Below are 16,977 nucleotides of genomic sequence, written 5' to 3'. Positions count from 1 at the left end.
TTATTTCGATGAGTAATTACATTATTTCAAAAAGATCGCAACAAAGGAGATGATTGGTTATATAGTTTAATGGCAACCTTCTTACATTAATGTCCCGGTTGTCATTTAGATAAAGGATGACTTTTCCCTTCTTCCATACTGGACATAACCGTCGCCACTTCTTTTTCTGTGGAACGAAGCTTATTTTGACAAAATTCTATTAACTCGGCCGCTCTTTTGACCTTCACTGCTAGTTCGTCAATAGAAATGGAATCATTTTCCATTGCCTGAGCAATATTTTCCAATTCCGCATACGCGGCACTATAGGTTAAATTCTGTTCCATCCTGATTTTCATTTTTTTGTTGAACAATAGCCTTCAGACTTACTTGGCTGGTTTTAATTTCTATTAATTGACCTATTTGCAATTTACTTGAATCAGTGACGATCTTGCCATCCACTTTGAGCAAAGCAAAACCTTTTTGAAGTATCCGCTCTGGGCTCATTAATGCAATGCTGTTTTGCAGAAATTTTATCTTATTTTGCTCATTTTTAAAGATTAAATTAGGCCAAGATCTTATTTTCTCCTGTTGCCTGACTAGTTGCTGATTTTGAAAATTCAAAATTGATCTGGCCGCATTGAAGATATTCAACTTCCTTTGCTGCAAAAGCTGACTTCGATTGTGAGTGATTGTAGTTACTGATTGAGTAAAATTGGACTGACATTTAAACAGCAGCCTTTCTTGTCTTTGTAAATATTCAGTTGTCCTATTTATTATTTTACTATTTAATTGAATTAGTTGTCTGCCTGCAAAAGAAGTTATTACCTGGGACTTTAATACGATATCTTGGCGAAATTCTAATAATGTTCTTTCAAAAAGACGATTATTATGCAAGATAAATTCAGCTGCCTGGGTGGGGGTCTTGGTCGCAGTGTGAGCCATCAAATCTGCCAAAGTTTCATTCTTCTGATGACCAATACCTGTAATAATCGGAATAGGAAATTTAGCAATAGCCCTTGCCAATGAATAATGATCAAATAAAATAAAATCAGTCTGAGCACCTCCACCCCTTAACAATAAAACGACATCATAGGATTTGCTGGATTTAAAAATCTGAACTAGTTGATCGACAACCTGATCTGCATTATCTACCCCTTGAACCACTGTCAAATATTTATCGATTTTAAAAGTATACCCTTCAGGGTTCTTTTCAAGAGTATGTATAAAATCTTCCATCCCAGCTGATGTTAAGGAAGAAATAATGGCTAGTCTTTGTATGACGACAGGAAGCGGCATGGACTTGTTTTTTGACCAATAGCCTTCCGACGTTTTTTCAATAAAATCATTTTCTGTAACCAGTTTTAAAAGAGTTAAATGTCTAGCTTCGTATAATTTACCAACAGTATAAGCTGCATCCAGATCTATTAGATCTAGAGCAAGTCCATACTGCTGATGATAGACTACTTTAACTTTGGCTAGCACCTGTATATTACTTGTGAATCGTTGGCCAGTCTTTTGTTCAAATTCCTGAATCTTTGAAGCTCCCACCCCCCACGCCTTCGCCGAAAACTTAGCCATCAATCCATCAGAATCCTCTTTTTTTTCAATTAGTTCAAAACTATGATAATTTTTCTGTGATTTATATTGATGCCCCGAGACTTCTGCTAAGACCCAATAACTCGTCTGGCTAAACCGCATATCCAGGACCTGACCTACAATAGCTGCCAGATCAGACAGTCTGATAAAACTCACCCCACCGTTTTGTGCGGTGGTATCAGGACCATTTTTTTTTGGCAATCTTCCGCCATTGTCAAGGATATCATGCATGACTTCTACTTAAATTCAGGCACAATTTGCTGGTTATTACAAAATAAAGGAGTCTCCCATACTCATGTGCTTCTTATTACAAAAGTACAACAAGTCGACTTTGTAACCTTAATTATGGCTTTGGACTTTATAATGCCTAAATAGCCCGAAATAAATAATACAAAAATGCCAGCAAAATAAAACTTATTTAATGCTGGCTAAAATCTCTGATTATTAATTTATTACAGAATCAAACATCATGAATCCTGCTAACGCACTTTCCCAAGTGATTGAGTCACAATATTTTCCATAATTTTATAACCTTCTAGAGTCGGATGCACCCCATCTTTTGCTAGATTTTCAGGTAGTCCGTTACGACTATCCGCTAGTTTGGAGAAATAATCGACATAGGTAAAATGATTTTTATTGGCATAATCCTGAATCATTTTATTCAGCTTAGGAATTTTTACGTTAGGGTCCTTCCCTCTACTCCATGGATAGTCAAAGGCAGGTGTCAATGAGCACAAAAAGACCTTAATGCCATGAGCTTTGGCTAATTCTGCCATTGATGCAAGGTTACCAAGGATATTCTCAAGTGTAATATCTCCGGTATTTCCAGCAATATCATTCGTTCCTGCCAGTATAACCACCGCCTTGGGAGCTAAATCAATAACGTCTTTTCTAAAACGGATCAGCATTTGAGAAGTTGTCTGTCCACTTATACCCCTCCCAATAAAATGATTACTTTTAAAAAAACTGCTATCCGTATTATACCAACCTTCCGTAATAGAATTACCTAAAAAAACAACGCTCCTTTCACTTTTAGGTTGCGTCTTTAAAATTTGATTAGAAGCCTCATACTTATGAAAATTTGCCCAGTCCCCTTTTTGAGCCAGGAGCTTTCCATTAAATAGACCTAGTCCGAGTGTCAGCATACCAAAAGCCAACAACTTTGCAAATGAAAGAGAAGCCTTTTGACTTTCGGCGATAAAAATTGATTTCTTTGTTTTAATCATTGCCATCATTTTTGAAGATAGGTTCACTCAATTTCATTAAAGTTGCATATACGCTGATAGAAATTGAGCACACTGTTTCCGGTTAATTTTATAAAATTTTAATTTCCTCAAATTTTCAAAACAAGTAATTGAAACTCCAAAAAAATGAAGCACAAATCGCCTGTTTTGAAACATTAAAATAATTATTTTCCCGCAAGTTCTCCTATCATTAACAAATCATTGTAATTGCAGCTCCAAATTCCACAATCGTTTTCTCTTAGCAAAGCGATATTCTACATTTCGATAACCACGCTAAAGGAAATTGGTTAAAATAACTTAATTGAAAGCCAATTTATCATCATCTGAACATAATAATATACCCTATTTTTATTTGGTTCTTTTAAGCTATTGGGTTCAATACAAGACTCTGGATTATAATTGATCAGAACCCTATACAGAAAACTTGAGTATCATCTCGCCTACACGAATGTTAGAACCTGTTGGTTTTAATAAAAACTTGGATATAAAAACAATATTATTTAATTAATTAATCAAAACTCGTATGCAAAAAAAGAATATTCCTTGTATCCTAATTGCCTTCTTATTGACAGTCTCTTTTATTAGTCGAGCTCAAAACACGACCAAACAGCTATTCAATGAAACTGCTCAACAAAAGTCCCACCGTTTGCAATGGTGGACCGATGCTCGATTTGGCATGTTCATTCATTGGGGGTTATATTCTGAAGCAGCCAGGCATGAATGGGTTAAAAACAGAGAAAGACTAACTACTCAACAATATCAAAAATATTTTGACAATTTTGATCCAGATCATTTTGAACCAAAAAAATGGGCTAAAGAAGCAAAAGCTGCTGGCATGAAATACGCAGTTCTTACCACTAAACACCATGAAGGATTTTGCTTGTTTGATTCCAAATACACTGATTATAAAGCAACTAATACGCCAGCGCACAGAGATTTAGTCCGGGAGTTCGTTGATGCATTTAGAGCGGAAGGGATTAAGGTAGGATTTTATTATTCTTTGCTGGATTGGCATTATCCCGACTATACGATTGACAGGAACCATCCGCAACGCATTGACAATGGGGATAGCCTGGCTTATGCTAAGATTAATCAGGGCCGCGATATGGAAAAGTACCGCAAGTACCTTTTTAATCAAGTCAGAGAGCTTCTTACGAATTATGGAAAAATTGATATTCTCTGGTTAGATTTTTCTTTCCCTGGTAAAAACGGTAAAGGGCATCAAGATTGGCATTCCAAAGAACTTCTTAAAATGATTCGTCAACTTCAACCGGAAATTATAGTGGACAATAGACTGGATTTGAATGACTATAGCGATGGTTACGATTTTGAAACGCCTGAACAAGTTAGTGCACAAACCTTGGCGAAATACAGAGGCAAGGTCTGGGAAACTTGTCAGACCTTTTCTGGCTCCTGGGGTTATTATAGGGATGAGACATCATGGAAAACGAATCATCAATTATTGGATTTATTAATATCATCAGTTTCAAATGGAGGAAATTTGATATTAAATGTGGGTCCGACGGCAAGGGGAGAATTCGATTATCGCGCGGTCAGCCATTTGGACAGTATAGCCTACTGGATGCATGCTAATAACAGAGCCATTTATGGCTGCACATTTGCACCGGATAGCTACCAGGTCCCAGATGGCACAAAACTCACTTACAATCCTACTACAAAGAGGCTATATATTTGCTTATACGATATTCCAGAAAACGGCAAACTGAAACTAACCGGTTATACCGGTAAAATCAAATATGCCCAGCTCCTAAATGACGCTTCAGAATTAACATACACGCAGCAGGGACAGGACTTAATACTCAATATGCCCAAAGTACGTCCTCCATATGATATTCCGGTAGTTGAATTATTTTTGCAATAATCATTTAAGATACTTGTTATAAACGGAATAAGTAATATATAAATCAGCAATATTTACTAAATAAAAGCCAGTGCAAGGTTTGAATTTTCGAACTTACACTGGCTCTTTGTTTTCTTTACAGATGTATAATAATTAATATTCAGGTCAAAGACATTTAAATTGTCCAGATGGTAACCTTACTAAAAATCTCCCTTCACTGTTCTTTCCTAATCCATTTACTTCACAGGATTAACTAAATCCAAACCATAGCTAAAACTGGCATCCTGTGAATTCGGAATAAATCTATCCAAGGGCTTAGGACCGCATCCATAGGAACCTACCCCTAGCGTTTTATGCGCAATTACCAGCACGGTTGCATTGGATTTAGGAAGGTCTATTTTATACTCTACAGGCGTCATCTGTTCATCACTGTAGGGTAAAGCCGTAAACTGTAAATAATCCTCACCGACATGGAAAACTTTTAAGCCATAACCATTATGTAGAGCTTTACCGGTTAGGCATACCCATCTTACATCTTCATGATTTCCACAGTCCATAGGCTTTTCATAACCTGTCATTTGCTCCATAACGGAACTACTGTAATCACCTATATCAAAACCAGATTTACGGTCTGCATAATTCTCCATTGGCCCACGGCCCAGATACTCTACATTATCCAGTTTTTTGTTTAAAAATAAACGGATGCCCAACCTTCCAAGAGGAATATCCTGCTTACTGAAATGAACCTGATTTTCAACAGTAAGTTTTCCATTAGCAGTAACCGTATAAATAACATGATGTGTAACTGTAAAATCTCTTTTTCCTTTTCCGAGCAGCATTACATCGAGTTTTATTTTTCCCGCGCCGATCTCAGTGACATTAACATCAGAGGCAGACCATCTTAAATCATCCAGACCATATTTTTGCCACTCAGGATAAGCCCACATATCATCTTTTCTATGTGGTGCACGCCACAAATGTAGATAAGGACCTTTGGCATCCGCCTCTAACAGGTCCTCTCCATGACTTTGCATTTGAGTAAATACCCCTAATTTTTTATCCAACATCAGGCCAAAATCAGGACCATTGACTGTAATATTTTGATCATCCTCATGAACTTTTAACTGTCCGGAGATTAACCTGTTAATTGGTTGCTTAAGAATCCCCAACTCAAATTGCTGACTGGCAACCTCATACCCTTTCTTTGCCCACAACTCGTTTTTACTAAGTTGAAAAGCCACTCGGACAAAATATTCTTTACCTGGAATTGGTTCCAACTGATAAGGAACCTTTATTTCTTTTTCATTACCTGGTTCAAGATTCCCTATATTTAAAGGGCCACTGGCTATTTGCTTACCATCCTCAGCAACAGACCATGTTGCAGTCAGTTGATCCAGATTGGTAAACTGATAACGATTTTTAATCGTAATAAGCTGTTTGGATGTATCTTTTAGCTTGATCGTTACCCATTGATAAGCATGTTTCAGTTCAGGGTAATGTGGCTTAGGACTCCGATCTGAGAATACAACCCCTTTGTGAATAAAATAATGATCATTGGGTACTTCCCCAAAACCACCTCCATAAGCAGTTATGGGATGTTTAGGATCTCTGTTATTATAAATTCCTTGATCCTGCCATTCCCAGATAGCACCACCCAATAGTGCAGGATATTTATCAAACAGGTCATTATATAAATCTACTGATCCCATAGAATTGAACATGGCATGAGCATATTCGCAAAGGTAAAATGGTTTAGTCAGCGTTTTATCCTTTGCATGATTTTCTACTCCGTCAATGCTTGTATACATTTCGCTGTCAATATCTGCGGGATTTTTATCCCCAATACCAAAGCCTTGATAATGTGTAGGTCGGGTCGGGTCGATTTCTCTGATTTTTGAAAGCACTGCTCTGAAATTTGTACCGCCGCTTCCACACTCATTTCCCAGTGACCAGATAATAACACTAGGGTGATTTTTAAAATTCTCAACATTGGCTACATTCCGATCAATAATGGCAGCCTTAATTCTTGGGTCCTCATTAAACTCGTCCCACGCACCATGACATTCTAAATTAGCCTCTGCAACCAGATACAAACCATACTGGTCACAAAGTTCATACCATCTAGGATCATCACTATAATGACAGGTCCTTACATGATTACAATTCGCTTGCTTAATGAGCTCAATATCTCGGATCATCTGCGCTTCTGTCACAGCATGACCATCATCTGGCCAATTTTCATGACGATTCACTCCTTTAAGTTTGATTGGCACCCCGTTAACCAATAACTCGCGTCCTTGAATTTTAATATCCCTGAATCCAGTTCTGGCAGACAAAATTTCACCATTTCCGCCATCTGTTTTACTATTCTTGTCAGATTTTTCCTTTGTAGACAGCCTTAAAACTGAAGTATATAATATCGGCGTCTCCGCGGTCCATTTTTTAGGACGGTTGACAGATACTGTTGAATGCAATTGCACTTCCTCTCCCGGAGCTAACTGAGGAACATCGATTGTGGCATTTACTCCTTTTACTAATATATCTCCTTCAAATAAGCTTAAGGAGAGCTTTCTGGAGCTCATTTGGTTATCACTGTAATTTTTTACCGTTGCCGTTAAATCCAAAGTTGCATTCTGATAATTTTTATCCAGTTTTGTTTTTATAAAAAAATCTCTGACATGCACCTTAGGGCTACTCCAAAGGGTAACATTTCTAAAGATGCCGCTCAAACGCCACATATCCTGATCTTCCAGATAGCTGCCAGTTGTGAAACGATAAACTTCTACTGCAATCATATTTTTCCCGGGATGAACAAACTTTGTCAGGTTAAATTCAGCAGCATTACGGCTATTAACGCTATAACCAACCTTTTTACCATTCACCCAAAGAAAAAAGCCTGCGTCCACCCCATCAAATGTTACAAATATTTCTCTGCCATCCCAATTATCCGGTAATTCAAAAACTCTGCGGTAGCTTCCTACTGGATTTCTTTTCTCATAAGTAGTAAAACTTACTGATGGTGTTGACATAACATTTGGAAAATCCTTTTGAAAGATATAATTATAATTACTGTAATTAGGTGTCCCATATCCTTGAACTTGCCAGTTTGAAGGTACCGGGATATCAGCCCATTTTGACACATCATAATCTTCCTTATAAAAATCAACTGGTCTTTTCTGAGGCCAATCTACCCAATTAAACTTCCAGATTCCATTCAGACTCAAGGCATAACTTGAGGCCATTCTATTCGCATTTAATGCCTCTGTGGTGGTTTTATAAGGCATTAAAGTTGCATGGTAAGGTTCTTTATTAATACCTAAACATTCCGGATCCTGAATTTCGGATGGCACAGCTGCCGTATCTGAACTGGAAAATAGATGACTCCCTGCTGAAGAAGTATTTTGAGCCATTAAATGAATACTTGGAAATAATAAACAGCCCCAGACAAAGACAGAGCTTAATTTAGAAAGCTTGTTATAAAACCTGTTTAAAGAGCCTCCCCCTGAGCCTGATAATTTCAAGAAAGTTGAATGCATGCTAGCTTTTATTTTTAAAATCAATGATAAAAAATAGAAATGTCAGGCAAGTTAAAAAATCTATACTTTTTATCAGATTATTGATATTTTATTTACAATTCATGAAAATTTCTGAAAGTCATAAAAACAAAAATCATCTTTTTTTCCACAATAATTCTTGGGAAAATTAACAATTATTAAGCAGATAAATCAGACTTATTAAAGCAATGCAATTGTTAAATAATAACAAGTAAATTAAAGTATAATCAAGAATGCATTACTTATATTACATTTTTTAATTATATCTAAAACAACTATTTTAAGCAATAAATGATTTTTTTATTAAGCACATTTTACACAGCGCCTATTATTTTTATTTTTCATTAACACATAATGTTAACATACCTTAGAGATGCATTTGCATCAAAATCAGTACACTTTAAAACATTGTAATGTATGAAAAGATTTAACCCCACTGCCATGTTACTTTTCCTACTAACCTTTTGTTTTGCCATTAGCCTCCAGGCATTTGGGCAAAGCAAAACCGTTTCAGGAAAGGTAACATCAGAAAAGGGAGCTCCCCTTCCCAACGCCTCAGTAGAATTACTGGGCAAGAATCAAGGTACGACCACAGACGAAAATGGTCAGTACAGTATCCAGGCAGCAACAGGTGATGTGCTGCAATTTTCATCTGTAGGTTATAAAAAAGCCAGTTTTACCGTCGGCAATGATCCGGTAATCAACATGCAACTTACGCCCACAAATTCTGACCTAAGCGATGTCATTGTGGTTGGTTATGGAACCATGCAGAAAAAAGACCTGACAGGTTCAGTGGCGGTAGTTGACATGAATGAAGTTAAGGATCAGCCCGCAGCCAGCCCTGTAGAAGCGATGCAGGGTAAGGCTGCTGGTGTCCAAATCATTAATGACGGTTCCCCTGGCGCTACTCCGCAGATTCGCATTCGTGGTTTTAGTACCATTAACAACAATGACCCGCTATTCATCATTGATGGTATGCCCTATACAGGAAAACTCAGTTGGTTAAGTGCTGAGGACATTGAATCCATGCAGGTTTTGAAAGATGCATCCGCTGCTTCTATTTATGGTTCCAGAGCAAATAACGGCGTTGTAATCATCACAACCAAAAAAGGGAAAACGGGTCCCCCTAGAATTTCAATCACTTCTTATTATGGGATTCAGTCGCCCAACAAGGGAACCTTCCCTGATTATATGAATCCGCAACAGTATGCAGATTATCTTTTTGCTGCCGTTAAAAATGCAGGTATCGCTATTGATGGAAAATCTGTAGGTACTAATTATGGAACTGGGGACCAACCTACTTTGCCTGAATATTTGCTGGCAGGTTCAAAAACAGGCCAGGAAGTTACAGCCGCAGACGCCGATCCTTCCAAATATCGTTATTCTCAGGATGCCTCTACATTTTACCAGATAACCAAAGCTAATCAGCAGGGAACTAACTGGTTTGACGTAATTACCCATAAAGCACCTATGCAAAGTCATGAGATTAGCATTTTGGGTGGTGGAGAAAACGCTAATTATGCAATCAGTGGAGGTTATTTTAAGCAAGACGGTACGATTCGTTATACAGGTTTCGAAAGAGCACAGGTTAGGGCAAACTCGCAATTTAAGACATTAAATGACCATTTAACCATTGGAGAAAACATGCAGTATTCACGCTCGAAATTTAATGGTTTTTCAACAAACACCAATACTGCAGGCAGCTACCAGGGAGAAGGCTCTCCTATTGGTTGGGCTTATCGCATCCAGACCATAATCCCCGTCTATGACATCCAGGGCAATTTTGCCGGCACTAAAGGTTCCATGCTGGGAAATGCAGAAAACCCGCTGGCCGTATTATACAGAGCTAAAGACAACATTAATACCGATAATCAATTCTTTGGTAGCGCATACGCCGATTTAGAAATCCTAAAAGGATTAAATTTAAAGACTACCTATGGTCTGCGTTATGACAACTACACCAATCTTAGTATTGGATATCCCAACCCAGAATTTTCCGAGGGTAACTATACCAATAACCCATTGAATGAGTCACAAGGTTATGCAACTGAATGGACCTGGACAAATACACTCACGTATAAGCATACTTTTGCCGAAAAAAATGATTTGACATTACTTGCGGGTACCGAAGCTGTCAACAGTACAGGCAGAGTTCTTAGCGGTTCAGGAAACAGTTTCTTTATATTCGGCGATATCAATTATTATTATCTGGATGCCGCAAGTACGAACAAATCCAGTGGATCTAGTGGTTATGAATCTTCCTTATACTCCTTATTCGCCAGAGCAGATTACGATTACGCAGATAAGTATTTACTGAGTGCCACCATTCGCAGGGACGGATCATCAAATTTTGGCCCCAATCACCGCTACGGAAATTTTCCGGCAGCCAGTCTGGCCTGGAGAATCTCCAATGAAAACTTTATGAAAGGTGCAGATTGGATCAACGACCTAAAACTGCGTGTTGGATATGGCGCTACTGGTAACCAAAGTATCCCATCCTTTCAGTATCTAACAACCTTCCAAGCATCTCAAAACACATCCTCTTATCCAGTCGAAGGTACTAGCCTGGCAAGCGGTATCTGGTCGAATAGCTATAGTAACCCGGATGTTAAATGGGAGGAGCTTAAAAGTTGGAATGCAGGTCTGGACTTTACCATATTAGACCATAGTTTTGATGGATCATTAGATTTCTATAACAGGAAGACGTCCGATATGCTATATCCTGTTCCACAACCGGCTCAAGCCGTTGGAGGCGGATCATCTCCATATGTAAACATTGGTTCCATGACCAATAAAGGGGTTGAACTTGGCGTAAACTATCATTACCATCAAAATGCCAGAAAAGATGAATTTAAATTTGACCTTGGTTTTAATATATCCAAAAATATCAATAAACTCGTAGAGCTAGCTCCCACAGTCACGGAACAGATTTATGGTTCCTTTAGAAGCATCAACACTTCTATTCTCAGAGCAGGGGAAGTATTTGGAGCATTTTATGGTTATAAGGTAACAGGCATTTATCAAAGTACGGAAGACATTGCCAACACCCCTTCTTATGACGGAGCCAGAGTTGGTGGTCAGAAATATGCAGACATTAATAACGACGGAGTAATTGATGCGAATGACCGAACAATAATTGGAAACCCACATCCGGATTTCATTTACTCTTTATCTTTTAATGCCACCTGGAAACGCTGGGATTTGTCCATGTTCTTTAATGCATCTCAGGGTAACGATATATTTGATGCTACCAGGTACTATACGGACTTCAGCGCCTTTGACGGAGCTGTCTCCACAAGACTTCTTAATGCCTGGAGCCCAACAAATACTGGAAGTCATGTTCCTGCTCCCTACAGAAACCCTTCTGCCATGGAGCTAGAATCCAACAGTTATTATATCCAGGACGGCAGTTATTTTAGGATGAAAAATATTCAGTTAGGCTATACATTCCCAACAGAAAACTGGTTTAAAAACAAAGAGGTTAAAAGCCTCAGGGCTTATATCAGTGCCAGCAACCTGTTTACCATTACCGGTTATTCTGGCCTGGACCCAGAAGTTAGCCAGTTCTCCAGCACATTCTCTGCACCAGGTGTTGACTTAGGGGTATATCCCGCTTCTCGTCAGTTCATTTTTGGTCTGAATGTCACTTTCTAAGCTTAATTGAATTACCATTAAACTCGTATTAATTATGAAAAAGATCAATCAAATAATCCTTCCACTTTGCCTCCTATTCGCACTTTTTGGTTGCGGAAAGGGCTTTTTGGAAACAACGCCTAAGGCGCAGATTACCGAAGATCAGTTATTGACAACAAATGCCGTCAATAGTGCTTTGATAGGTGCCTATGGCTTGGTAAATGGCAATATTAACGGAACCTGGGGCAATTATTCCTCTGCTCCCAGCCAATGGCTATTCGGTGAAGTTGCGGCTGATGATGCTCATAAAGGCAGTAGCAATGCAGACCAATCTCCAATGAATGACATTGAGTTACACAAGGTTATTCCTAGTAATGACAATTTACCAACCATGTGGACCAATTATTATGAAGGAATAATCCGTTGTAACCTGACACTTAAATTATTAACTGCCCTTCAGGCTACTGATCAAAATGATAAGTTTACTGATGACGAGGCTAAATTAATTGAAGCCCAGGCCAAATTTCTAAGAGGACATTATTATTTCTTCTTAACCAGGGTATTCGGCAACGAAATTCCTTACATAGATGAATCTATTACCGAAACAGCGGAAGCGGCAAAAGTTGCCAATGACGTAGACGTCACGCCAAAAATTGAGGCAGATTTTCAGTTTGCAGTAGACAATTTAAGCTTCGACAAACCCAATGGCGAAGCCGGAAGAGTAGATAAATACGCAGCAGAATCCTATCTAGGTAAATTGTATCTGTATGAAGAAAAATACAGTGAAGCTTTAGTGCTATTTAAAGATGTTATCTCCAAGAAACCAGCACTGAGTACCATTGCCTTTACTGATAATTTTGATGTGAACAAAGAAAATGGACCTGGTAGTATTTTTGCCGCTCAGCATATTATCAATCCAGACGGTTCGGGAGATAATGGCAATGTCGGTGATATGCTTTCTGGATTATACGGTACAGCTCCCATTAGTTGCTGTGGATTTTTCCAACCATCTGTTGATCTGGTAAATGCCTATAGAACTGGAGCCGATGGTTTGCCGTTAAGTGTAACTGCTTATAGGACCGATCCATATGTCTCTGATTTAGGGCTATCGGGAGCAGCTAAGGAAAACTACAAGGTGGATCAGACACTTAGAGTTGACCCTCGCTTGGATTATACCGTAGGAAGAAGAGGGGTTCCTTATAAAGACTGGGGCATCTTTCCCGGAGATGCATGGATTCGTGAAGCAGCCTTTGGAGGACCGTTTGTCTCTAAAAAACAAATGATTGACAAAGCTGATTTTGGCGGCAATACAGTATCAGGTACTGAAGAAATCACCAGCCTAAATGTTAATATCATTCGTTTGGCAGACGTTTATCTGATGGCAGCTGAATGTGCCGCCCAAACAGGCGACTTAGGATACGCACTTGACCGGGTAAATGACGTTCGCAACAGAGCCGCTTCACTGCCGGCACTTAAAATAGACGGCAAAAACGCTGCTAATTACTTGATAAAACCCTACCCCAGTTTTGCCAGTAAAGACTATGCCATGTCTGCCATCGAGACAGAACGAAGATTAGAATTAGCGCTGGAAGGTCACCGTTTCTATGACCTGGTTCGTTGGGGCCTGGCAAAATCTGTAATAGAAAGCTATCAGAATTTTGAGAAGGAATATGTCTCTGCCTCTCAGACCATTACTTTTGAGGACAAGGATGAGATCTTCCCGATACCGCAGGAGCAAATCGACCGCTCAGGTGGTGTCTTAATCCAAAATATTGCAGGTCAGTAAGGGTAAGAAAATGACTTGTCAAAGGACTAGTTTATTATATGAAAATGGAAATCGGGACACTCTTTTTAATAAGAGGTCCCGATTTTAATTAAACAGGAAAACTACCCAAACAAGCTACTAAAATAAAAGGAAGGTTAAAAAAACAAGATGAACCTTTATTCACAGTGATATTTTTTGGCGGCAATGTCGTTAATAAGGCTATGCAAACGATTGATTTGTGTTCAAAGACGGGGCTTAATAATACAGTGGCAGATACTATTCAAATTGACTGCAATCATTTTGGACGGCCCCCTTGGCCATAGTTGGGTCGCATCGCACCATATAAGGGGAAATACGCCATTCAACAATAAATGCCTGACCACTTAATCAAATGGCGGCGGAACTGGTTTGCCTGCTATTCCCCACTTTTGATAAGGCTTACTTCCCAGCTGATATTGCAAATTTGTACCGCCCTTTAACAGCTCCCATGGAATCCAGGTACTATGAAAGGCTTACCATCAATTTTTAAAGACTGAACAAATGGATTTGTGGAACTACCGCCAGCAATGCTTATTGTTCCGTCGGATAAAGGCTGTTTAATGGCTTAAAAAAAAGGACTATTTATAAAAAATCAACCAACATCAGGTACTTCCCTATCGTGAAAAAAATATAGTAAGAATCCATATCGCCTAAATCATCATTGCCTGATAATCCGTCCTGACCATTAAAATAGCATTTCTTAATAATACTTTGGACGATATTTTATGTTTTTTACGGTAATCCGACCCAGTTATATACCCGATGAACGGCATAACTAGGCTCATTGCCACTGGCAAACTACGCATGCCCAATAATATCAATAAGCCCCCATAAATTAATCGGGTTCATCCAAAAGTTGTTTTTAAAGATAGATTCCCTCCAGTGCTCGTAACACGGCTTCCAGCTGCCATCCGGATTTCTGGACTGTTGCACCCTCTGGCAGGATTAAATAAATTTTTCCAACTCTGAGCCCTCCCCTGTATGTTTCCGTATAGATACTGGTCATCCGTTGCGCCTATAGCAAACCCGGAAATCGAAACATTGCAAAAACAGCAATATATATACCTGACTTAGTCGTTTTAATTTCCCGATACAAAACATTGCCATGCACTTTTAAATTGAGGCCCATTAAAGCAATATACCAGCAACGCTTCGCATGTTTATTCAGCCTCATGGGGTCTGAGCGACAACTGATTTGCAACATTTTCCTCCTTTTTCCAGCATCTGAATGGATTACAGGCAGAAGCCGAACACTGGAAATCCCAAGATCACTACGCATTACTAAAGACACAAAAAGACTTTTAATCTCCATGTAGCAACTCCAACGCAACCGCTCTGGATAAAATCAACCATATGACCAAAATCATATCTTAATAAAAGACTTGGATATCCTTTTTTAATAGTTTTGCTTTTCAATCACTAAAGTTAAATTTCTTATCTGCAGATGCAACAACCTATATACAAAATGCAACTTCCACCACACCAATTCTATATTCCAGTTATGGGTCTGGCCTTCACCATAGATTCACCATTAAAAGTAGCCAAGTTCGGTATTAGTTCCGCGATATCCATTATGGAGGACAGACTCATCGAAACCATGCGTAAATATTATTACAACGCCATAGAAGAGCCCTTTATCCCCATCCCTACCAAACAGGGAAATAGCCGGGAAAATAGAATTACAGATTATCTAAACCTTATCAACAGAGTCGTCAATAATCAAATTGACAAAATCAAAAAATCAATCTTCGAGGCAGGCTCTGATCTTGTCAAATATTTTGAAATGCTGCCTAACAAAAGCGACTTAAGTATGTTATATAGCTATATGCAAGCCTCAAACGACACCTTGGAAAAAGAGGGGCTCAAACAAATATTAAAGGCCAATGTCAGAGCAGGCAGCATTGATGTAAATATTATGACCAAAGTGGATAAGGATAATTATACCAAGGACGGTGCGGTCATAGAAGACAGCTCAGACGCCGTATCAGCGTTAAGAGGCTACGCAAAAAGTGATTTGACCAACTCTACTATAATCTTCTCAGCAGGGCTCAACCCGAGATTATTTAATTACCTGGAAAAATGCAGACAATTTGATGCTAAAGCCCCAGGTAAATTTGATAAAAAAATAGCACTTAAAGTCAGTGATTACAGATCTGCATTAATTCAGGGGAAATATCTTGCTAAAAAAGGCGTCTGGGTCAGTGAGTTCAGGATTGAATCCGGATTAAACTGCGGCGGTCACGCCTTTGTGGGCGATGGCAACCTAATAGGGCCAACGCTGGAGGAGTTTAAAAGCAAACGCAGTGAGCTATGTGCCACCTTGTTTGACCTATATAATAAAGCCTTAGCAGCAAAATCTTGTCCGACTTACCAGACTCCACATCCAATAAAAATAACCTATCAGGGCGGCATTGCCACAAATAAAGAGCATCTGTTTGTTCAAAACCATTACGGTTTAGACGCTGCAGGTTGGGGCACCCCCTTCCTACTCGTTCCCGAAGCTACAACGGTCGATCTGCCCACCCTTACCTTATTACAAAAGGCGCAAAAATCTTCCATACAAATCAGCCCGAATTCCCCGCTGGGAGTACCCTTTTATTATTTAAAAGGCACTAGTTCCGATTTGGAAAAACATAGCAGAATAACCCAAAAGCGTCCAGGTAGCCCCTGTACAGAAAGGCATTTAGTTAATAATACAGAATTTACAAAATTACCCATCTGCACAGCATCGGTAAAATACCAGCAGCTGAAGCTCAACCAATTAAAAAGCTTACATCTTCCTTCCCAGGAGTATGAGACCGCCAAAAAATCGATAATGGATAAGGAATGCCTGTGTATTGGATTAAGCAACGCTGCGCCAATCCAATATCAACAACCTTTTTTAAATAATCTGACGGCTGTAGCCATCTGTCCCGGGCCCAATATTATTTATTTTTCTAAAGTCGTTTCCTTACAGCAAATGGTAGGTCATATCTATGGAAAAACAAATATAATTACAGAAGTAAATAGACCGCATTTCTTTATTAACGAACTATATATTTATATTGAGTATTTAAGGAACCAAGTAAAAGAGCTCCAAAGCCCGGACAAAAAAAGGAAAAAATTTATCCAGCATTTCTATATGCAAATTCAGGAGGCTATTACCTATTACCGAAAAAAAGCAACGATCATAAATGACTACAATGAGTCTCAGATAGCGGCTTTTATCATCCAATTAGATATCGCTGCTGCGGAACTTACTCAATCAATTAAGCATTGTGGCCCGAGTATGCCCTCGACATCTTCAGTTCTGCAGGCTTAGCCAGC

At 38.9% G+C, this 16,977-nt stretch carries 9 protein-coding genes; 4 read left to right on the top strand and 5 right to left on the bottom strand.

Going from position 1 to position 16,977, the window contains the following annotated elements:
* Positions 1-101: 101 nt before the first annotated feature.
* From xseB to BLU80_RS14860, 3 genes are all read right to left on the bottom strand, one after another.
* Complete coding sequence (gene xseB, locus BLU80_RS14870) at positions 102-323, bottom strand: exodeoxyribonuclease VII small subunit (RefSeq protein WP_091400029.1); 222 nt, start codon at positions 321-323, stop codon at positions 102-104.
* Positions 301-1,806, bottom strand: coding sequence for an exodeoxyribonuclease VII large subunit (gene xseA / locus BLU80_RS14865; RefSeq protein WP_091400027.1), 1,506 nt, complete (start codon positions 1,804-1,806; stop codon positions 301-303). Before xseA ends, xseB begins: the two co-directional genes overlap by 23 nt.
* 248 nt (positions 1,807-2,054) lie before the next feature.
* Positions 2,055-2,801 carry an SGNH/GDSL hydrolase family protein gene (locus BLU80_RS14860; protein WP_211481869.1) on the bottom strand — a complete coding sequence of 249 codons (747 nt, stop codon included), beginning with the start codon at positions 2,799-2,801 and terminating at the stop codon, positions 2,055-2,057.
* A 541-nt stretch (positions 2,802-3,342) separates the two neighbouring features.
* On the opposite strand from BLU80_RS14860, the gene BLU80_RS14855 reads away from it, so the two are divergent.
* Positions 3,343-4,701 (top strand): alpha-L-fucosidase, encoded by a 1,359-nt coding sequence (locus BLU80_RS14855; protein ID WP_091400025.1) that lies wholly within the window; start codon positions 3,343-3,345, stop codon positions 4,699-4,701.
* A gap of 215 nt (positions 4,702-4,916) precedes the next feature.
* Here BLU80_RS14855 and BLU80_RS14850 read toward each other — a convergent pair whose 3' ends face one another.
* Complete coding sequence (locus tag BLU80_RS14850; RefSeq protein WP_244518954.1) at positions 4,917-8,216, bottom strand: glycoside hydrolase family 2 TIM barrel-domain containing protein; 3,300 nt, start codon at positions 8,214-8,216, stop codon at positions 4,917-4,919.
* Between the two features lie 435 nt (positions 8,217-8,651).
* Here BLU80_RS14850 and BLU80_RS14845 point away from each other — a divergent pair, with 435 nt between their 5' ends.
* Positions 8,652-11,888 (top strand): SusC/RagA family TonB-linked outer membrane protein, encoded by a 3,237-nt coding sequence (locus tag BLU80_RS14845; protein ID WP_091400022.1) that lies wholly within the window; start codon positions 8,652-8,654, stop codon positions 11,886-11,888.
* 34 nt (positions 11,889-11,922) lie between these two features.
* Positions 11,923-13,653, top strand: a complete 1,731-nt coding sequence (locus tag BLU80_RS14840; RefSeq protein ID WP_091400020.1) for a RagB/SusD family nutrient uptake outer membrane protein — start codon at positions 11,923-11,925, stop codon at positions 13,651-13,653.
* Positions 13,654-14,253: 600 nt separating this feature from the next.
* On the opposite strand, the gene BLU80_RS20150 is transcribed toward BLU80_RS14840, so the two are convergent.
* Positions 14,254-14,379, bottom strand: coding sequence for a glycoside hydrolase domain-containing protein (locus BLU80_RS20150; RefSeq protein ID WP_394331870.1), 126 nt, complete (start codon positions 14,377-14,379; stop codon positions 14,254-14,256).
* A 736-nt stretch (positions 14,380-15,115) separates the two neighbouring features.
* Here BLU80_RS20150 and BLU80_RS14830 point away from each other — a divergent pair.
* Positions 15,116-16,972 (top strand): hypothetical protein, encoded by a 1,857-nt coding sequence (locus tag BLU80_RS14830; protein WP_139188165.1) that lies wholly within the window; start codon positions 15,116-15,118, stop codon positions 16,970-16,972.
* Positions 16,973-16,977: the final 5 nt, after the last annotated feature.

This window comes from Arachidicoccus rhizosphaerae, assembly GCF_900107765.1.
In the GTDB taxonomy this organism is placed as follows: domain Bacteria; phylum Bacteroidota; class Bacteroidia; order Chitinophagales; family Chitinophagaceae; genus Arachidicoccus; species Arachidicoccus rhizosphaerae.
This window is presented reverse-complemented; position numbering and strand designations above follow the sequence as displayed.